Below are 20,112 nucleotides of genomic sequence, written 5' to 3' on the forward strand. Positions count from 1 at the left end.
CTACCCCTTGTTTTTGGCTCTAGGCAATAAACTCAGAGCCAGTATCATGCTAAAAAACACCCCTATAGCCACACTGCGACCGAAGCTAGCTATAGCAGGAGTCGCACTGAAACCCAGAATGGCAAATGAAATCATTGTTGTTATTGCGGCAAGCAATACTCCCGCCAAACGCTCAGCCACAGCCATCTGCTCTGTAGAAACATAAATGGCATAATCCATACCGATGGCTGTAACCAAAAACAAACCAAAGATCGCAAACAAAGACAAAGACCAGCCCACAAAAGCAAATACCGCAAGACAGGATAGCGAAGACAAAACGGGAACGGCTAATAGCAATAATCCTTTGCGCCAGCCAAACGCATAAACTAATAACAGAATTGCCAAGACATAGGATGCTAACTTCAGGAAAATAGCTTGATTGCGTGTATGAGTAAATAATTGATTTAATGCCTGAAGATTATCAACAAAATAAATCTTGTTGTTTTTATCTGCAAGTTTTTGCAAGGCTGCTGTCTGTCTGACTCCAGACAAACTAATAATAGACGCTATCTCTCCATTCTCCATCTTGCCAAGATATAAATCCTGCCACACAGTGGCCAGATCATTATTCAGGCTTTGAGATATAGACTGAACCGGCAATTGTTTTAGATTAGTCAGATAATTCCTTATATTGTTTTCATCGATTCCTAAATAAACTAAATCCTGCCAGTTATCCGAATTTTTCAACAAACGTTCAACATCACTTTTGCGTTGCTTTTGAATAGCAGTCGGCATAACCCATTGATCCAGAGACTGGAACCCAGATAATTGTTTTTGTAAAACTAATTTCTGCAATTCTTGCCCTAAAGCCTGATTTTTAGCCAACAACTCATCATCATTGTTTGCTTGAATCACAAAATACTGAGCTGAAGGCGCAGTCTGGGTCAACTCCCCAACTTTCTGAGCCTGACTCAGCCATTGTGGTGACAAATTTATCCATTGACGGATGTCATCTTGAGTGTTCAAATTTAACAGACCCACACCCAGCAAAATAAACCCTAATAACAACGGCCATTTTTTCTGTACTACAAACAGGCGATAGCTAGTAATGGCATTTCCTAAAGAAAGCATTACCTGTAAAAAACGGGGTTGAATCTTTTCTTGAGTACGGCTGAAAAGCAAAGGTAAGCACAACAAACTGAACAAAAATGCACCAATCAATGCCGCAGCAGAAAAAATAGCTGTCTGTTGCAATATCGGTAACGGCGTAATTAGCAAAGCCGCATAGCCTAGTAAGGTAATCACTAGACTTAATAAAAAAGCTTTGCCGGCAATATGTAATGCTTGCCAGCGCTGCCAGTGCTGCTGAATCACGCCACTAGCTAACCAGTGAAGAGGAAAATCCAGCAATATTCCTAATAAACTGGTTCCCACAACAAGGGTCAGAATATGTATTTTGCCGAATATAGAGACTGTAGCGGCCACACCAAACAAAATACCTACAGCCATAGGAAGTACCAAAAACAGAATACGCAGACTGCGAAAAATCATGAGCAACAACAGAAATGTCAGCCCCATACCCAGTATGCTCATATACTGGCTTTCTCGTTCTCCAGAAGATTTATTTTCTGCTGCAAAGAGCGCACCACCAGCCATCAGAATTTGTACATTTTTCTGCGCCATCGAAGCTTGTGTAGCCTGTACTAACGGCAGCAGTTTATCTGGTACACTAATCAAACCAGACTTTTCTGGCAAACGCGCCCGTAATAAAATCCATGTCTTGCCATTTTCTTCAATATTTAACCAGCCAGTTTGAACGTTATAAAATATCGGACCATCCGGACTGGCCTGATGCATGATGATATTTCCCAATCCAAGCCAATCTTGATCTGGAGATAAAATACTGCGTTCGGCAAATGGATTAACAAGCACTTGTGCCTGCTGAGCAAAAGCACTTTTCGGATCATTGATAATATGTCGCCAACTATTTTCCGATACAACAGCCAATTGCAAACGCTGCATAGTGGCCTTCAAAGCTTCAACATCCGGTTCAATTTTACCGGTAACGGTTTGAAAAATACCGCTGGCCTGCCATTTTTTTTGCAACATCTGTGCTGCAGAGATGGTTTTATCCGCTGAATCACTGCTCAGTAAAATCACGATATCGCGATTCATGCGCTGATTCATGCGCTTTGCAGCTAGCTGCTGAGTCTGTGTGTTTTGCCCGTTAGACGGAAGCAGGCTGATTAAGTCCGTATCCAGACGATTTTTTTGCAGCCAGCTACACAGCAAAGAAATAGCCACACACAATATTAGTAGCAGGTACAGCCATGTCCAAATACGTTTACGGTAAAATGGCATGTTGTTCAAACCTGTTTAGAGCTGAATTGAATTTTAGCGCTGTAAATGCAATCTCAGTGCGATCGCCCTGCACTTCTGACAGAATGATTTTCTTAACTGCTTGGTCACCCTGAATATCAATGCTAGTAAAAATCTGTTTCATCAATACGCTTTTAGGTTGCAGATGCAATTGCCAGTTTTGCGCTGTTCCTGTTAATCGCGTACTGAACTGATTCTGAATTCCGTTAGTTTGACCGCCAAGTAAATCCAAAAAAAGTTTCACTTGATTTTTTTGCGCCGCGGCTGACTGGCTACTGTCTATCCACTGATTATTGGCATTAAGCTGCTCAATTCCCGTCTGACGCACCCGCATGGTATTTGTAAAAGGTTTTTTCATTTGCCACAACAAACCCGCTTTTGGCACCAGTATAAACTGGCCCTGTGTCACAATCGGCTTACTGGTACCACGTAAAAATCGCTGCTGAACAAAATCACCTTTGATATTTTGTGGCTGTTGCAGCTGCGCTTGTAAATCTGTTAAACCAAAAGCACTTACCAGTCCACTTAATAAGCACAACCAGCTTACTAATAAAAAATTTCTTAACATGATTTTTTTTCCTGTGCAAAACCATTCTGCATTGCTAACTTGACCGCCTTAACCCAGCTTTCTGGGGTTTGATACTGTGTTTCCCGAGTTTTCATACACACTGCAACCTGCATAGTAGATGCTTTGGTCAGTTTTTCACCTGTTGCACAGTCACTAATAACATAATCAAATTTTAGACAGCTTTCATATTCCTTTAATAAGACATCGATGAGAATTTTCTGCCCGAAAACTGCTGGACGCACATATTTCAACTGCAATTGCACAATTGGCCAGCCATAACCATTGGCCTTCATGACATTATAATCATAACCAATGGCACTTAAAAAAGCACAACGTGCTATTTCCAGATATTTAACATAGTGTCCATGCCAGACAATATCCATTGAATCAACATCAAAAAAAGGTACTTCCATTACCATACTGTACCGCAACTGACTATACTGCTTTGTCATCTTGATTCCAAAAATCAAAAAAATTAAACCACTGCCTAGGCGCTTTGATACAGTATGCAGTGAGTAACTCAGCATACTGCTGTACATACTGCTCTATAGTGCGTTCCCGTTGATGCCGATGCCAATTAATACTGTCGGCAAACCGCTGTAAATACAAATGGTAGCTTCCATTTTCTTTAAAACAGAAAAGGGTATTTACCGGTACTTTGAGCAATCCGGCCAATAACCACGGCCCCTGAGGCCAACAGGCCATTTGATTTAGAAAAGGGACATTGATAATTTTTTCACCGTGAACCGGTACTCGGTCAGCTGCAATAGCCAGCCATTCTCCACGCTGTACCCGATCATTCAGTTCCATCATCATTTTTGCATCCAGCGATGTGACCTGAATCAGGCGGATACGATAAGCTCCGGCTTCTTGCAATGCTCGATGAAATTTCACTGCATGGCCGCTATGAATCAGCACATTTAGCTTCAGATGCTTATGCTTTTTCACCAATGCACGACAGATTTCGGTATTGCCTAAATGTGAGCAAACAAATATTTGTCCTCTTTTTCCAGCCGTTGGCCGGTCAATCTCCTGGCCAAGCTTATCTGGGTCATGAATGATTAGATTTTCATAACAAAATTTTCCTTGCCACACTGCAAAGCGATCCACAATATTTTGCGCGAATGCATAAAACTGTCGGAAAACCGAGCTTTTCTTACTTAATACGGGTGTTAGATAAAAACATTTTTGTGCCAGCAATTGCTGATAGCGGGCAATATTACGTCTGGAAGATGAAGACGTAATATAGAAATACGTAACCACCAGACAAACTATCGGAGATAGTCCCCAAGCCGGAAAGTACTTAACCAAATAACGGGTCAGCCATAAAGCACCGCTACTGCCTCTTTCCTGCTGATTTGCCCAATGGCGGATGTTCTTAGCCATGCAGAATCCTTGACCATTTACGCCTTAGCAAAACTGATGCATTTCGTAACATATTGAAAAACAAACGTGCATGCATTCTAGAAATAAGAACATTGTCCTGCCAGAAGCGAAAATGAGAAATGCCATCCTGAGCATAAGCCACAGGTGTATCGATCCAGACAAAGGAACACCCGCGCCGGTGCAAATGTACAAGCAGCTCGGCATCAAAATCCATGTAATTACCTACATATTCACTATGAATAACATCTAGCGTTGGTGTAACCGGATAAATACGAAATCCACACATACCATCTTTTATATCTGTCGATAACGTATTGACTGCTAGCCAGAAATTTGTAATCTTACGGCCATAAAGGCGAGATTTGGGTGTACCGGGTCCGTAAACCGGTCGACCACAAATCACCGATTTCGGTTCCTTCATGGCTGCATTTATTAATTTTGAAGTATCAGACAAACAATGCTGAGCATCTGCATCCACCTGTAATACATGAGTATAATCATGCAAAGCTGCATAATTGATACCTTCTTTTACAGCTGCACCCTTGCCGCCATTTTTCTCACGGTAGATCACGGTGATACTGGGACGAACCAATTGTTGCAATTCTTTTCGGATTTCATTATCAGAACCATCGTCCACAATCAGACAGTCTATGTTGAAATCCTGCATAGCCAGTGCCACTTTTCCTACTGTGCGTAAATGGTTGTAATGAGGAATCAATGCTAACAATTTCATATCGTTTCACTTGTACCTGCAGGAATAACCATACGGCCAGAAGAAATTTTTTTTTCATTCATAATACACTGAAAGGTGATTTTTTGGCGTACACAATCACGTTTTAAATGCAGTTCTACCGTATCAGCAGGCCGTAAAAAGTTTTGAAATTTCAGATTTTCTATCTGCAATGGATGCTGTTTTAACCAGCCGCATTGTTGCAGCAACTCTATGAACCATTTAAGCTGAATAACGCCAGGTACGAGATGAAAATTATCGAAGTGACCGCGAAAATAAAGCAAATCCAATGGTATCTGTAGGTGAAACAAGTATTCATCAGCCGTTATTTCCTGCTGATGCAACACTATAGGTTTAATAACCGGTTCTGCCCATACTCGCTCAGCATCAACCGGATTCAGCTTACTCTGACTATTTCGCGGTAAAACCGTACTAAAACGCCAGTAACGAGGAATTGAAATTCTTTCATGATTTTTAGCCAGACATTCTCTAAGCTGGTTGATGATATGCTTGCGTCCATACTGACGCCATGCATGAATACCAGAATGATTCAAAGCTACCCATGCAGCCAGATGGCTGCCATGTGGATGTTTTAGAATATGAACATCAGATATCCATTCATGTTGCATCAGCTGGTTTTCCAGTTGCAGCAAGGATATGCGCTTATCTGCTAATTTGATGATACGATCAAGTCTACCCAAAAGCTCAAAACCATCCTCATACTCAGCTATCTTATCCGCCAGAATCTGCTCCGGCAGACACCGTGGTGACTGAATAATCAGACCTTCTACCGTACTTTTATGCATAACATCCTGAAAAAATTGCCAGTGCACTTGTTCCTTGCGATAAGCTATTACGCCCGTTTCTGTACTACCATAAATTTCCACGACATCAGAACAAATATGTTGCTGTAAAAAATATTTACTTTTTTCGGCCAGGGCACCGCCAGCTGAAATAATTGTCGCAACATGTCCCTTAACCAATTTAATATCATGCGATAAGCGTAAGGTATGCAGCAAGGTAGGGCTGCTAACCCAAATCACGCGCTGAAAAGATGCACTACTGACCAAAAGTCCTTCTGGAAAGACTAAACGCTGCCGGTAAATGGGCAGACCCAGATACAGGCTTAGCATTATCCGAAAACTCAAACCATACATGTGCTGTACACTAACACTACCTAAAACAACTGGTTTTAGTCGAAGAACGGATGCCGGTAAAACGGAAGCTATTGTTTGTGCCTCAAGCCATAATTCCTCCCATGTTTTTTTTATTATTTTGGCTATTCCAGAAGAGCCAGATGTTTGCAGCAAGATATTAATATTATGAACGATAAATCTGCTACTCTCAGCAGGCGCATTGGTTGACCACTCAGATTGTAAAAAGGCGGGAATAGTCAGTTTATCGGGCATGACATCGGTTAATAAAATATCCGATGACTTATTAAGCCAGCAACAGTTTTCATCGGACAAATAAGTAAGCAAGCAAACATCAATACCAGCCTTGACACAGGCCAATAACGCAATGGCAAAATAGCCTGCGTCATCGAAATACAAACTTGCACATTTTACGGATCGACAAGATAAATACCGGCTCAATCCAGCTACCTGTGCCATAGCTTGCTGCCAGTTCAGATTGCTTGAACCAGTAGCAAATAAGTGCTGACTTTGGGTACGTTCTGCCCAGAAATGTTCTGCCATCATCATATGGATATTTTTAATATTAGACGACGGTATAGGAATTCTCCGCTCAATAACATTCCCATGAGCATATAAGAAATTACGCCGGTATAGATTGCCCATGCCCGCCAGTATGCACCCAGAATCAATGCGGAAATAATCAAAATATTCACAATAAAAAAGCCGCACCATATCTGTGTTACACATCTGGTGTACCGTACTCCGCTTTCTGGCAGATCCGGATGCTGTAAACGAGCAAGGCGTTCAATTACTGATTGTTTGCTGAACAAACTAGCACCAAATATCAGTAACAGCAGTATGCTGACCATCACCGGATACCAGTACATGAATTTAGCTGAATGTATCCAGCATAAAAGCATAAAAATAAACGCCAGAACAAACGACATAATTTTCTGTAATTTTTGTTTACTCAGTAAAGCCCGTAACAACCATATACATGCCATCAGGATGGTAACTGCTGTAACGCCGAAATATATCTGTCCGAAATACCAAATAAACGGATAGAGAAATGTCACCAGTACCAGTGTCAGATTTATGAAAAATTGCAACCTAGGCATTATCTGACTGTTTTGCCTTGTTTATCACTGCCTGAATGACATCAGCCACTGTACGCACATTGCGAAAATCTTCTGCCATTAATTTATGCCCTGTTTGTCGCTTGATATAATCAATTAAATCGATTGCATCTATACTGTCAATTTCAAGATCATTGAATAAATCTGCCTCTGGCTTAATTCGTTCGGGTTCAATTTCAAAAAGATTTTCCAAAGCTTTGGCCAGAATGGCATAGATTTCATGTTCAGTCATTTGCTAGTTCCCCTATTCAATACAACATTTATCATAAGCATTTACTTTGAATATAGTTGGCTAATGAATGAACGCTGTAAAAATGTTCACGCAGCTCGCTGCTGTCGCTTTCCATTTGCAAGCCAAATTTTCTCTGAATAGCCAGACCAAGTTCCAAAGCATCTACAGAATCCAGCCCTAGTCCAGTATCTCCAAATAAAGCAGTATCATCTTTGATATCGTCTATTGTGATATCTTCCAGACCCAAACTATCAATAATCAATTCTTTAATTTGTATAATTAAATCTTCCATTTAAACTTTCTCTTTTACATTCCTGCTGAAAATATTCCTGTAACTGCTGGTTAAGCTGTCTGGCCGCTATGGGTAAGGGTTTGCTTTGCAACCAATCTTGTGGGTCAATATCGTTGCCTACATAAAAATCATATTGAATTTTTTGTTTCGGTATCTGATACCATGGTTGATTTTTTTTTAATGCCGGCGGATTCATCACGATTACTACCGGAGTGATTACTGTAGCGCTGCGTAATCCGATAGAAACAGCACCACGATTAAAGCAGATTTTATTATCCCAACCGGTACGCGTTCCTTCAGGAAAAATCAGCAGGCTTTGACCGCTCTTCAATACTGCATCAGCGTCTTCAATAATCTGTAAAGATTCATCATTTGGCAGAAATCCACAGGCTAAAATTGGGCTTTTCATAATAGGATTAGACAATAAATCCTTTTTAACGATGCAGTTTAGCTTGGGAACCTTAGCTAGCATAAACACCACATCTAGCAAAGACGGATGGTTTACCATGATAAGCTGCCCCGGCCTGCCAAGACGCTCAAACCCTTGATAGCGTACAGATATGACTCCAGTAAATCTCAGGTAATGGATAAACCCGGCCCAGATACCGCCTACCAGTCTTCGCGCCTTTAAATGACTAGCACTTTTTTTCCGAGTATTTGGTAAGGTATAAGGCAAAAGGAGAATTTTAAACACTATTCCGAAGATACCAAACAACAAAAAGCCTATTGCTGTTGCACACCAGCGCCATAACCAATTACACCAATTCATCAGTTTATTCGCCAATACCATACGCCCTGCGGTGCAGACTGCCAGCGCTCCGACTGAGCATTTATCCGCTGCACAATCCATTCTAATGTGCTGCTGTAATATTTGAGCTTACCTGCATCTGTAAGGACAGGATGCTCGGCACAATACTCCAGATTGACTTCATCGCCATGGGTAACGACCAATCCCAGAGCCATGGGAAATGGTGCCCGTACCGCATTGACTTCATATTCTGATGCCATTGGTTCATCCACCACTACAATCAGTACCTGCTGTGCACCTTCTTGCAGTAAACCGACGGCTTCAGTTACACCTAGCTCCAGTCCATTGTATTGCGCACTCAATGCGGTACATTCACTCATATCTGCGCGAAGCATCGACCACTGACCGACGATGGCATTGTGTACTGACAAAGCAAATGAAGTTGGTGATAACTCTTCCTGTTTTATCAGACTTTGCCATAATTGAAAGCTACGGTTTATTTCACCGTCATGAGAAACGAATACCACAGGACAAGCTGTATATTCAGGTAACAAAGGCCATGATGCTGCAAACATCAAGCGTGCAGCGGAACTAAGGCGACGTCTTTTCATGACTGGTAAAAAAGAAACATCTATCTCTCCAGCAGATAAATTCTTTATTACCTCCCCCTCAGCAACCCACTGTTGCCAGTCTGCTAACGTACGGTGAAAAGGGCTGACCGCGCGCCATGCAGATATCGCAAACTTCATAAATATGTTTAAAAATATTATAAATGTCGCATTATATGTAAATTTATTGCCAAGAACAATTAAACTGTTTCCTAAAATGTTAATCAGAAAACATTTACTATAATTTGATTAGCATCATTAACATTTTATTATTAAATATTTCCGACATTGATAATCATGAAAGAGAGAATGTCATAACCCATAGATATAGCTGTCTCTTAACACAACTGACATTATTTATTTCTATTTAGCTTTTATAAGTAAGAGTGATGGTATTAGTTTCATATCATTATGAATGTTCTGTGATAGATAGTGCGACAGAGGATGCGCTATTGCGAATAATGCCGTTCTAAAGTTTTAGTCAAAGATTTTAAGCTAACAAAATAGGCAATTAAGTGGTCTATTTCTTGAAGCATAGCTGATATTTTGTTTAATTGACTTAATTTAAACATTTACTCAAGGTTCTGTTTAGCTCTTAATTTCTATAATGAGTAATCAACTTTGATTTTGCTTAAAATAAAAATAAATATATTAACTATTATTGATAATAAATATTCAAATTCGAGTTTATATTCACCTAAATTTAAATATTGGTTAGTTTCTTAAGGTAAGTTATGAAAATATTGAAAATTTTGCATAAAGTTACAGGATTAATATCTTTAATATTAATTTTATTATTTATGGTCAGTACCATTTATGCAGAAATAAGTGGAAATATTCTTCTAATTCAAAAAGTAAAATCTTTGATTGTTTGGCGCGGTCTGTTTGTTCTGATTCCATGTTTAATTATCACAGGGGCTATTGGTTTCAAACTGGCTAGGCAATCGAAAAATGTTAATGTTTTAAAGAAGAGAAAGAGAATGCCATTTATAGCGTTGAATGGCGTTTTTATCCTTATTCCTTGTGCTATATATCTAGAGTATCTCTCATTTAAGATGTTAGATAGTACTTTTTATTCAGTACAAACCTTAGAACTATGTGCCGGATTAATAAACTGCATATTAATCATTTTAAATATTCGTGATGGTATTCGTATTAATAAAATTAAAAAATCGTTACTCAGCTAAACTTAAAGTTTTTTGTAGTTTTCATACTATTTCTATAAATATATAAATTTTCTGCTTCATGTAGCAATATACAGAGGGATGGATAAAATTAACTAGACAGAAAAATCAGTTAAATTAGGATTAAATTATATTTTTAGAGTATGGATTAGACATCTTATCTTCAATTTTATGCAATAACCCAAAATCTTGAGAAGTATTGTGTATATCAAAACTAATTTGTTGTGTACATTTAATTATAAACCATATATTCACAAATGATACTTCTTCTAGTCCTTTAATTTATGTACTCTTTATAGATGGTACAGCTGATAAGGAATCTTTTTTAAGGGGTAATGTCAATTTGCCTGTGAAGAGTCCGTGGCCTCATCGTATTACCTATCATCTAGTACGGCGCTTTCATTTTCGTTTGTTTAGGTATTTGCAAGCGCGTTGGCAGTTGCCGTCTGTATTTGTTCGGTATTATTATCGTTGTGATTATTTAAGTTATACAGAAATTTTTTACCGTGAGGCTAAACGCTACCATAATGCTTCGGTGCCTCCGCTGACGCTAAATCCGGCTTTTATCCGTTTATACCAAAATATTGGCCAGCACACTCAGGTTTTGATTGTTGGCCGTAGCCTTGGTGGATGAAACGGTTCGCATCTGAGCAGGATAGTAGTTGCTCACAGTGTCCACTGCCGTTTTTTAGTTATGCTGGATCGATAGTCTATCGAAATCACGATATCCGGATCGCCGGTCATCTTATACATCAGGCTCAGATTTACCACAATATTTTTATATCCATATAACATAAATATATGTATATCAGTGGCTTTTACATACGGCCAGCAGAAAACTGACATTCTGCTGAATGGAAAAACTGGGTTTCGTGGGCTGGCTGGCAGTGGTTAATTAAAACGGCCCCCCGGAAAGTCATTTAGTGGTTAATCAATGTACACAGTATTCTCATCGGCAGGCTGAAAATATGTTTACCTGCCCTACCCGTCTGGGTCTAAGTACTGCCTCAGCATTAATGCAGGAAATTGACGGTTTGTTGCAGAATGCTGATTTACTGCCGCTTAACAATTGATTCTTCTTGAAACCTACCGTTGGGTTCGGTGACACATTTTATGTGTGATTAACCAAACGGAAAGTTAAGCCGATGAGATACGCTTTAATCAAGCCAGATGGCGCTAACCATGCGGCCTGTTTGTCCATCACGCCGGTACGAGAAATAGCGTTCGCGCTGCAATACCGTACACTCTGTGCCACCATAGACTTGATGTACACCGGCATCTGCCAGAGCTAGCCGTGCCAGCGCATATATATCGGCAAGATAATGGTTGTTACCGATGTCAGTAAAAGCAGCCTGTGCTTTGGGCTGATGCAGACAGAAAGCTTCCCATACGTCGGGACCGACCTCGAAAGCTTCGGTTCCGATTGCCGGACCAAGATAAGCCATTATTTCCAATGGGCTGACCCGCATGGCTTCTATGGTATTTTGCAATATGCCGCCGGCCAGTCCGCGCCAGCCGGCATGGGCGGCAGCTACGGTTGTACCGGCACGGTCACACAGCAGCACTGGTAGGCAATCGGCTGTCATGATGGCGCAGGCGACTTTTTCTCCTTGGCGGCTATAGCTGGCGTCGGCTTCAGCTGGCTGTCCAGACTGCAATGCAGATAATGCCCTTGTGGCTGCGATTACATTTACACTGTGAGTCTGATTCAGATAGGCGATTGGCTGTGCTGCCTGCTGCTGCACGATGGCGCGGTTTTGTGCTACGGCTTGAGGATGATCACCTACGTGTGCACCAACGTTCAATGATGCAAATGGCGCTTTGCTGATGCCACCCAGTCGTGTAGTGATCAGGGTATGTACATTGTTTGGTGCTGGCCAGTCTGCCTGTGCAAAGGCATTTTTGTCCTGACACAGACCAAGTGCCTGATTCATGTCCCATTGTGTATTCATGCGGCGGCCTTATTATTCGCGTATGTAAATTACATCCACGTCGTAATCATCGTCATCCCAGTCTTCGTCTTCATCATCGGTCAGACGTTTCTGCCATTCATCAGCGTTTTTGATGGCTGAATCCATGCCTGCCTGTAGACGCAGTACAGAAAGTAAGTGATAGATATCTTCGGGCAGTGAAGCTTCAAACTGTACTTTTTCTTGTGTCTGCGGATGAATAAAACTGAGCCGGTAAGCATGCAGTGCCTGCCGTGCCATTGCTTTTATTGCTGCTTTGGCTTCGGTGGTAGCTGGATGGCGCGGGTTGCCATAGAGCGGATCTCCAGCAAGCGGATGGCCTGCGGCTTTCATGTGTACGCGTATCTGATGGGTACGGCCGGTTTCGAGCTGACATTCGATATAGCTGAAATCGGCATATCGTTCGAGCACTTTGACGTGGGTGATGGCTTCTTTGCCTCCAAACGGTACCACGGCCATTCGTGTGCGGTTATGCGGATCACGGCCAATCAGTGTTTCGATTTTGCCATCATAAGGTACGATTCCGTCAGCCACTGCACGATAGGTTCGTTTAACAGTCCGTGCTTGTAGCTGGCGTACTAAGTGTGTTTGTGCCGGCACGGTTTTGGCTACAACCATGAGGCCGCTGGTATCTTTATCTAGACGGTGCACGATACCGGCTCTCGGTACTTGTGCCAGTGCCGGGCAATAGGCGAGCAGGCCGTTCAGTAGTGTGCCCTGCCAATTGCCTGCTGCGGGATGTACAACAAGACCAGCCGGTTTATTCAATACCAGTACGCTATCATCTTCATATATAATGTCCAGTGTCATAGCTTCGGGGGTGAATGCGAGCTGGCTTTCATCCTGTTGTATGGCTGCCTGTATGGTTTCACCGCCGATCAGTTTATACTTCGGCGGTACGATGTGGCCGTTAACGGTAACGTGATTTTCCCTGATCCAGGCAGTGAGACGGCTGCGGGAGAACTCAGGCGCCAGTTTGGCCAATGCTGCGTCCAGGCGCAGGCCGGCTAGTTCATTAGGTACGGTCCAATTTTTATAACTTTGTGCAGCTTCATCTGCCGCAAAGGGCAAATCATCGTTATAATCGTCATCATTCTCTAACAAAGAAGTGTCTTTCATGAAAAATTTGTTTTTGGCGGTGGCCTTAGGCCTTTTACTGAGTGCCTGTGCCAGCACAAGTACGGTCGATAAGGATTCCCAGATTACTCAGGACTGGTCTGTTCAGCGTCTGTATAATGAAGCACACGATGAGCTGATGCATCGTAATTATACTCATGCAGAGAAATTATACGAAATTCTGCAGTCTCGATTCCCGTATGGTTCGTATGCGGAGCAGGCTCAGCTGGACACAGCATATGCTTATTATAAAGATGATGAGAATGATAAAGCATTGGCGGCAATTGAACAGTTTCAGCGTTTGTACCCGCAGCACCCCAATATGGATTACGCTTTGTATTTGAAAGCACTGATTCAGCTGAATGAGGACAAATCCTTTGTTAATAAGCTGGCCAAACAAGATTGGTCTGACCGCGACCCGAAAGCTAACCGGGAAGCTTATACCACTTTTGCTCAACTAGTAGAATATTTCCCTCAAAGTAAATATGCTGCCGATGCTCGCGATAAGATGCAGAAACTGCTGGATGCGCTTGGCGGGAATGAGCTTTCAGTAGCACGTTATTATATGAAACGTGGTGCATGGCTGGCGGCTGTTGGCCGTGCACAGACGGTTATTTCTCAATACCAGAATACGCCTAATGTGGAGGAAGCACTGGCTATTATGGTTTCTGCGTATGAAAAACTGGGTGAGCAGAAGCTCAGTGATGATACTAAGCGCGTTCTGGCACAGAATTTTCCAAATAGCCCGTATCTGCAATCTCCGTGGCAGGATCACAATGCCATTCCATGGTGGCGTTATTGGAAGTAAAGCCTAACGGTAAATCTCAAAATCTGATGAACAGTGCTATTAGATCGATACAAGGTATCGGTCTAATTTTTTTATTTTGTTATTTGGACTGGAGACTGAAATTCTTTTTAATCCTGTATGCTATAAAAATTTTATCCAGATAAGATAATAATTTGGATATTGATGTTTTTGAGTTGAGGGCGATTTTGTATCGATATTTTTTATTCTAGGTTTAATTGGCTATAGTAGCCGATGGTGATGAACATATATAAAAGTTAATATCCCGTTTTTAAAAATTTTTTACTGATTGCTAATTGTGTTGCACTGGGCTATTTGTTTGCCAGCTGTTTATTTTTTGCAGTATTGCTGAATCTGCGAAATTCTATGCTCAAAAGCAATGAAAGTGGCATTTATGCTTGTGGCTGATTTGTCCGTGCCAGCCAGCGAATGTGCATCTGTGCGTCTGGTAGCAATTGTTTTAATTCAGTAACTGCTGCTTCTGCCAGTAACTTCCCACACATAAATATATCGATAGCGGCATACTGATGCTCCGGCCACGTATGGATACTGATATGTGACTCGGCCAGTAGCAATACGCCGGTTACGCCTCCACTACCACCAAAAGTATGAAAATAGCTTTCCAAGATATGTGCCCGTGCAGCTTGGGCTAGCTGACGCAGGAGCTGCTCGATTGCACTACTGTTTTGTAACCATTTGCTGTCCAACTGATAAACATCCAGCAGACAGTGCTGCCCGATAATATGATTATTCTGCATTATTTGTGCCAATGTCCACTGCTACCTCCATAATAGCTGTGACCAACAGTAGAATCTTCTGCTTTCTCAGAAGAATACGAAGCATAATTTATCCAAGTGAAGCCGATCACAATCAGGATGGCCATGAAGATATTGAATTTTTTATAACCTTCTGCTGAACCGAATATAAAGAGTTCCCGATAAGGAAAATCACGGAGTAATCCATAGGCAAGAAGATGCCAACACAAAGGCGTGAACAGATATTCAAAATCTGCTACACCAGCAATAAAAATTTTAATAAAAATAGGCAAATTCAAAACAATAAATACCAGCATCCAGAAGGTTGGCGTGTAGATATCGGTACTGAGATGCAATACGTTTTTCACCCGCCAGCTTTTAATGTTGGCTTTGGTAAAATCGTTTGCTTTAATGTTTTGATGTTCACGAACAAGAACTGCTGCTTTATCAGCAGGCATGGGTTTGGCATCAATGCTGATGTTTTTATTTCCCTGAAACCATGCAGACACCAGTGTCGCCGGTATATTGCTGACGACAGACCATGATTGTTCGTTTCGGGTCAGGGTGGTAGATAATTTACGCTCTTCGCACCCATAATCGATGTAATACATGCTGTCGCCAGGAGAGACTTGCCAGTAAAAGGCTCCAGCTGCATACTCAACTTGAGCTGCGTAATCATATAAAAATGGGACGCTGTCTTTGTTTGCATTAATTGGTTCTAGCGGTTTTTTCAGAACCGGCCAGTCATCCAATGTGGTAGCTATTGCCCATTGGTTTTTTCCCTGCTCCACCAGCCACAGAAACCCTTTTTTGGGTGAATAGAGCAGATATTCTGTCCAGCCAGCTGAGTCATCCTCATCTTCACTTTCTTTGCGTTCAGCCAGCTGGATATAAAGCGGTACATCCGGCATAACTTTTTCTACCGGTACGTAATACAACACCATGGCGCCCAGCACCCACCAGTTTTCATTATCAATGCGTGCTTTGCTGCCGATTTTAATGGTTAGAGCGCGTTGTTGATGCTCACGCATTTCATGCGTCGCATTCTGGTGAGCCGTTTCTTCACTCATGTTGAGCTGGCTGCGGCAATACTGGCAGACAACGTGGTCTGCCACACCGCTTACCCAGCGTATTTCCCCGCCGCAATTGGGACATTTACCTCTTTTGGTACTGCCCTTGACATAACCGGAACGGGTACGAATCTGGTCGGGTGTACGGGTGTTTTGCAGTCTCAGGGCACTGAGTGCCACGCCTTTACCGGCAAAGACTTGTGGCTGTGCCTGACCGTCGGCGTAATCTAGTGTAATGAAGGATGTACCATTGCGGCAATCTGCTACCTGTGCCTTTTCCGATTCAGGTAAAGGCACCGGCAGTTCGCCTTCGGCTGCATACTGGCCGCGGCGGATATCACGGATATCGGCTACGGCATAGTGCCGGTCTCTGTATTTGAAATAAGAGCTTCCTACTTTGAGATTGCTGAATTCTGGTAAAGCTTTCGCTTGAGGAGGTGTAGACTGCAGGCGGGTGAAAACAAAGCGGTCATTGGATTCAGATAGCCATGCACTGCTGCCATCATGCATCAGTGCATGCCATTCACTCCACGAACCGGCTTCGTAGCTGACTTGCATACGCCCGATGAGGGTGAACGGTTTACCCTGCCACATCCCGGTAGTACCGATTTGCAGTGGTGATAGATCATTTAAAACTGCAGAATGGCGGCCGGATAGTACTAATGCATTCTGTTGGATTAATAAAACAGAATGACAATAGCCACAAACTGCGGTGACGGCGGTTGCTGAGCGTATACCGATTTCGGCACCACAGCTCGGACAAGTACTGTGCAGCAGATAGGAAAAACTGTTCATACAGCCATTTAGTCAGTGAGTTTTCTGAGAATCTCGGCCTTAGCTGAATCATAGTCGCTCTGACTGATAAGATTCTGCTCCAGCAGGGTTTTCAGCTGTGACAATCGAGCGGTTATATCTGCTGTTTCTGGTTTAGAGGCCGGTGCGGAAGTGGCAGCACCGGTGATACCTGAAGTCATGACATTAGCAATATTCATACCGGCAGCTAATCCAGCTCCGATGCCGGCTACTCCGCCTTCATTCTGTGCAGCCAGTGGAATAGCCTGAGCCGTCTGGTATTGGGTGTAGCGTCCCATGTCGCCAACGATACCCATGCCCATGCGTTCATCCAGCCGCTCTTGCAGGCTCTCTGGTAGGGTAATGCTTTCTACGGTGAAATTTTCCAGCGCAAGTCCCATGGCGGTGAATGCCGGTTGTAATAGAGTAGTCATTTGTTCCGACAGCAGCATCTGATTAGCGGCCATATCCAGAAAAGGAATATTTGCGTTGCCAAAAGCGGAGGCAAGCTGAGTAACAGCCAGATTGCGCAGCTGTTCTTCCAGTGTTTCGGTGCGGTATTCTTCGCATACACCGCTTACTTGGCTAAAAAACAATTCTGGCTGGGCAATACGGAATGAATACATACCAAATGAACGCACAGAAACAGCACCGAAATCATTGTCGCGGATAGTAACCGGCTGTGCGGTGCCCCAGCGTCTGGAAAGCTGCTGACGCATATTGAAGAAGTACACGTCGGATTTGAATGGTGATTGAAATAATTTACCCCAATGTTTGAGATCGGTTAGTAAGGGCAGATTCTGGGTATTGAGTGTGAATGTACCGGTACCAAACAGGTCGGCGATGGCGCCTTCGTCTACAAACAAGGCATTTTGTGATTCGCGGACAATGAGTGCGGCTCCGTTTTGAATTTCCTGATCCTTAATCGGAAAACGCCACATCAGGACTTCAGGGTCGGGGTTTTCCCACTGGATTACATCAATGAATTGTTTCTTGATGAAGCCACCGAGTTTGTTAATGCCAAAAATTGAGTTCAGAACCATTTTTGTATCCCGTTCAGATGTTTGATTGTTAACTTAGTGCAGCTGCATTAAGGATGCCGATCGACACTGACAGCCCGAAAAACAAGGCGCCGACGGCGATATTGTTGTTCGCCAGTTCGAAATTGGCCTTGGGGATAAGCAATGTGGCAATAAAGTACACCAGAATCTGCACAATCATGGCTGCCGCGCCCCAGATGATGAAACTGATGAGATTGACAGATTGCAACATGCTGGAAATGAGGGTGATGCAGAATCCGATCATGGCGCCGCTCATTGAGACGGCACAGGCAAGGTTGCCCTGCTTAATCAATTTTAGTTCGGCTACCGGAGTTATTCGTATATAAAAAATAATAAATACGATAAGTAGCAACAGGGCAACGCCAAAATATTTTAAATATTGTATGTACTGCCAGAGAGTAATTACCATAGTTTATTATCCTGACTGTTTAGTTTTTTAACATACCGTATAATAATGTTTTTGTATAGTTTATTATTTACTTTTTTTTGCAATTTGTTAGCTTTAGCTTGAAATGTGGTATCAGGTTTGTTGCTAGAGCAGAAATATTTATTAAGTATTTTTTAATCGGGATGCTTTATTTTTATTACAGAGCTGGTTTCAACGGACGGCAGGTGGCTGCTGTGATGCTGAAAAAATATTAAAAGGATAATTTGTGAATCCTGCTTTGATTGTTTCTGTGTTTGTTGTGGCCAGTTGTGGGCTGGCTTATGAATTGATTATGGCGGCACTGGCCAGCTATTTGCTTGGTGACTCGATACTCCAGTTTTCGTCGATTATCGGTGTGTATATGTTTGCGATGGGCATTGGTGCGCATCTGACTCGTTATATATCCGACCGTGATGCGCTGAGCCGCTTTATTGATATTGAAATTCTGGTGGGAATTGTCGGCGGTGTTTCGGCGCTGCTTTTGTTTGTTTTATTTGGTTTTTCTGCGGCACCTTTTCGTTCGGTGCTATACGGGCTGGTGCTGATTATCGGTATTATTACGGGAATGGAGCTGCCGCTGGTGATGCGGGTGCTGAATCTGCGTGAGGTGGAGTTTAAAGAAGTGGTCAGCCGTGTACTGACTTTTGACTATCTAGGAGCGCTGGCTGTTTCGTTGTTGTTTCCTCTGATTCTGGCTCCAAAGCTGGGCATGGCAAGAAGTGCGCTGTTGTTCGGGATTTTAAATACGGCAGTGGCACTGCTGACAGCGCGGCTGTTTAAGCACGAGCTACCTCGTTACCAGCGTCTACGTATGCGCGGCAATATAGTGCTGTTGGTTTTATTGCTGTTTTTCTGTTACGCCAATCACATTACGAATAAAGCAGAACAACATTATTTTGGTGACCCAGTGGTGTTTAGCACCGCTTCTCCTTATCAGCGGCTGGTGATTACGAAATGGCATAATGATACAAGATTGTTTCTTAATGGTAATTTACAGTTTTCTTCAGTGGATGAGGCACGCTATCACGAAGCACTGGTACTGCCGGTGATGGAGCAGAATCCGCAGGCCTCCCGCATTTTGATACTAGGTGGCGGAGATGGGCTGGCAGCACGGGAGGTGCTGAAATATCCACAGGTAAGCCAGATTACGCTGGTGGATCTGGATGCAAGTATGACGCGTGTTTTCCGTACTTCGGCAGCTTTGCGTGAGTTGAATCAGAATTCGCTTAATCACCCGAAACTGCGCATTATTAATGCGGATGCGGCACAATGGCTGCAACACAATCAGGAAAAATTCGATGTGGTGATTATCGATTTTCCTGACCCTTCCAATTTTTCCCTCGGCAAACTGTATTCGGTACCAATGTACCGTATGGTGGCGCGACATTTAAATCCGCATGGTAATCTGGTGGTGCAGTCTACTTCACCTTACTTTGCACCCAATGCGTTCTGGTGCATTGTCAATACACTGGAAGCTGCCGGACTGAAAACGCTACCTTTTCATGTGTATGTCCCTTCTTTTGGTGAGTGGGGCTATGTGATGGCCAATCAGACTGGTGAGTTTCTGATTCCAGACCATTATCGGGTGCCGACACGCTATCTAGATGCAGAAACGACGCGCGAAATGTTTGTGTTTCCAAAAGATATGCAGCGGCGAGCAGTAGAACCCAATCATCTGAACACGCAGAAGTTAGTGGAATATTTTGAGGCTGACTGGCGCGCGGTGATGCGCTGATAG

22 protein-coding genes are annotated in these 20,112 nt (G+C 42.8%); 5 read left to right on the forward strand and 17 right to left on the reverse strand.

Translation table 11 applies throughout. The features are described 5' to 3' along the window. The 11 genes from J3U75_RS07990 to J3U75_RS08040 are packed head-to-tail and all read right to left on the reverse strand — an operon-like array spanning position 1 to position 9,335. Positions 1 to 2,340 (reverse strand): MMPL family transporter, encoded by a 2,340-nt coding sequence (locus tag J3U75_RS07990; RefSeq protein ID WP_267391414.1) that lies wholly within the window; start codon positions 2,338 to 2,340, stop codon positions 1 to 3. After that, positions 2,324 to 2,926 carry a LolA family protein gene (locus J3U75_RS07995; RefSeq protein ID WP_267391415.1) on the reverse strand — a complete coding sequence of 201 codons (603 nt, stop codon included), beginning with the start codon at positions 2,924 to 2,926 and terminating at the stop codon, positions 2,324 to 2,326. The genes J3U75_RS07990 and J3U75_RS07995 overlap by 17 nt, the downstream gene beginning before the upstream one ends. Next, entirely contained in the window at positions 2,920 to 3,378 is a 459-nt protein-coding gene (locus tag J3U75_RS08000) for an acyl-CoA thioesterase (protein WP_267391416.1), read from the reverse strand. Before J3U75_RS08000 ends, J3U75_RS07995 begins: the two co-directional genes overlap by 7 nt. Then, a complete protein-coding gene (locus J3U75_RS08005; RefSeq protein ID WP_267391417.1) occupies positions 3,362 to 4,312 on the reverse strand; it encodes a glycosyl transferase family 2 in 951 nt (316 codons plus the stop codon). Before J3U75_RS08005 ends, J3U75_RS08000 begins: the two co-directional genes overlap by 17 nt. Further along, entirely contained in the window at positions 4,305 to 5,045 is a 741-nt protein-coding gene (locus J3U75_RS08010; RefSeq protein WP_267391418.1) for a glycosyltransferase family 2 protein, read from the reverse strand. The genes J3U75_RS08005 and J3U75_RS08010 overlap by 8 nt, the downstream gene beginning before the upstream one ends. After that, positions 5,042 to 6,745, reverse strand: a complete 1,704-nt coding sequence (locus J3U75_RS08015) for an AMP-binding protein (RefSeq protein ID WP_267391419.1) — start codon at positions 6,743 to 6,745, stop codon at positions 5,042 to 5,044. The genes J3U75_RS08010 and J3U75_RS08015 overlap by 4 nt, the downstream gene beginning before the upstream one ends. Next, positions 6,742 to 7,296 carry a hypothetical protein gene (locus J3U75_RS08020; protein WP_267391420.1) on the reverse strand — a complete coding sequence of 185 codons (555 nt, stop codon included), beginning with the start codon at positions 7,294 to 7,296 and terminating at the stop codon, positions 6,742 to 6,744. Before J3U75_RS08020 ends, J3U75_RS08015 begins: the two co-directional genes overlap by 4 nt. Beyond that, complete coding sequence (locus J3U75_RS08025) at positions 7,289 to 7,546, reverse strand: acyl carrier protein (RefSeq protein WP_100139689.1); 258 nt, start codon at positions 7,544 to 7,546, stop codon at positions 7,289 to 7,291. Before J3U75_RS08025 ends, J3U75_RS08020 begins: the two co-directional genes overlap by 8 nt. Positions 7,547 to 7,577: 31 nt before the next feature. Beyond that, positions 7,578 to 7,838: a phosphopantetheine-binding protein gene (locus J3U75_RS08030; RefSeq protein ID WP_267391422.1), complete on the reverse strand. Its 261-nt coding sequence runs from the start codon at positions 7,836 to 7,838 to the stop codon at positions 7,578 to 7,580. Beyond that, positions 7,813 to 8,607 carry a lysophospholipid acyltransferase family protein gene (locus J3U75_RS08035; protein ID WP_267391423.1) on the reverse strand — a complete coding sequence of 265 codons (795 nt, stop codon included), beginning with the start codon at positions 8,605 to 8,607 and terminating at the stop codon, positions 7,813 to 7,815. Before J3U75_RS08035 ends, J3U75_RS08030 begins: the two co-directional genes overlap by 26 nt. After that, positions 8,607 to 9,335: a beta-ketoacyl synthase chain length factor gene (locus J3U75_RS08040; protein WP_267391424.1), complete on the reverse strand. Its 729-nt coding sequence runs from the start codon at positions 9,333 to 9,335 to the stop codon at positions 8,607 to 8,609. The genes J3U75_RS08035 and J3U75_RS08040 overlap by 1 nt, the downstream gene beginning before the upstream one ends. A gap of 593 nt (positions 9,336 to 9,928) precedes the next feature. Here J3U75_RS08040 and J3U75_RS08045 point away from each other — a divergent pair. The 3 genes from J3U75_RS08045 (at position 9,929) to J3U75_RS08055 (ending at position 11,451) form a co-directional block, all read left to right on the forward strand. Then, on the forward strand, positions 9,929 to 10,381 hold the full coding sequence (locus J3U75_RS08045; protein ID WP_267391425.1) for a hypothetical protein: 453 nt from the start codon (positions 9,929 to 9,931) through the stop codon (positions 10,379 to 10,381). A gap of 346 nt (positions 10,382 to 10,727) precedes the next feature. Further along, positions 10,728 to 11,012, forward strand: a complete 285-nt coding sequence (locus J3U75_RS08050) for a hypothetical protein (RefSeq protein ID WP_267391426.1) — start codon at positions 10,728 to 10,730, stop codon at positions 11,010 to 11,012. A gap of 289 nt (positions 11,013 to 11,301) precedes the next feature. Continuing rightward, entirely contained in the window at positions 11,302 to 11,451 is a 150-nt protein-coding gene (locus J3U75_RS08055; protein WP_267391427.1) for a hypothetical protein, read from the forward strand. An 84-nt stretch (positions 11,452 to 11,535) separates the two neighbouring features. Here the strand turns inward: J3U75_RS08055 and pgeF are convergent, their stop codons facing one another. Both pgeF and rluD read right to left on the reverse strand, forming a co-directional pair. Further along, positions 11,536 to 12,330, reverse strand: a complete 795-nt coding sequence (pgeF, locus tag J3U75_RS08060) for a peptidoglycan editing factor PgeF (RefSeq protein WP_416384695.1) — start codon at positions 12,328 to 12,330, stop codon at positions 11,536 to 11,538. A 12-nt stretch (positions 12,331 to 12,342) separates the two neighbouring features. After that, positions 12,343 to 13,467, reverse strand: a complete 1,125-nt coding sequence (gene rluD / locus J3U75_RS08065; protein WP_267391428.1) for a 23S rRNA pseudouridine(1911/1915/1917) synthase RluD — start codon at positions 13,465 to 13,467, stop codon at positions 12,343 to 12,345. Here rluD and J3U75_RS08070 point away from each other — a divergent pair. Continuing rightward, complete coding sequence (locus J3U75_RS08070; protein ID WP_100152195.1) at positions 13,466 to 14,272, forward strand: outer membrane protein assembly factor BamD; 807 nt, start codon at positions 13,466 to 13,468, stop codon at positions 14,270 to 14,272. The genes rluD and J3U75_RS08070 overlap by 2 nt on opposite strands. Before the next feature lie 389 nt (positions 14,273 to 14,661). Here the strand turns inward: J3U75_RS08070 and speD are convergent, their stop codons facing one another. Genes speD through J3U75_RS08090 form a run of 4 tightly spaced genes read right to left on the reverse strand, consistent with a single transcriptional unit; the run spans position 14,662 to position 18,356 of the window. Next, positions 14,662 to 15,027, reverse strand: a complete 366-nt coding sequence (speD, locus tag J3U75_RS08075; RefSeq protein WP_267391430.1) for an adenosylmethionine decarboxylase — start codon at positions 15,025 to 15,027, stop codon at positions 14,662 to 14,664. Next, positions 15,027 to 16,889: a DUF4178 domain-containing protein gene (locus J3U75_RS08080; protein WP_267391431.1), complete on the reverse strand. Its 1,863-nt coding sequence runs from the start codon at positions 16,887 to 16,889 to the stop codon at positions 15,027 to 15,029. Before J3U75_RS08080 ends, speD begins: the two co-directional genes overlap by 1 nt. An 8-nt stretch (positions 16,890 to 16,897) precedes the next feature. Beyond that, positions 16,898 to 17,929, reverse strand: a complete 1,032-nt coding sequence (locus J3U75_RS08085) for an SPFH domain-containing protein (protein ID WP_267391432.1) — start codon at positions 17,927 to 17,929, stop codon at positions 16,898 to 16,900. A gap of 28 nt (positions 17,930 to 17,957) precedes the next feature. Then, a complete protein-coding gene (locus J3U75_RS08090) occupies positions 17,958 to 18,356 on the reverse strand; it encodes a DUF350 domain-containing protein (RefSeq protein ID WP_100139677.1) in 399 nt (132 codons plus the stop codon). A gap of 244 nt (positions 18,357 to 18,600) precedes the next feature. Here J3U75_RS08090 and J3U75_RS08095 point away from each other — a divergent pair, with 244 nt between their 5' ends. Then, a complete protein-coding gene (locus J3U75_RS08095; protein WP_267391434.1) occupies positions 18,601 to 20,109 on the forward strand; it encodes a polyamine aminopropyltransferase in 1,509 nt (502 codons plus the stop codon). The last annotated feature ends 3 nt before the right edge of the window (positions 20,110 to 20,112 follow it).

Origin of the sequence: Snodgrassella sp. B3088 (assembly GCF_026535815.1) — a bacterium.
Lineage (GTDB): Bacteria > Pseudomonadota > Gammaproteobacteria > Burkholderiales > Neisseriaceae > Snodgrassella > Snodgrassella alvi_E.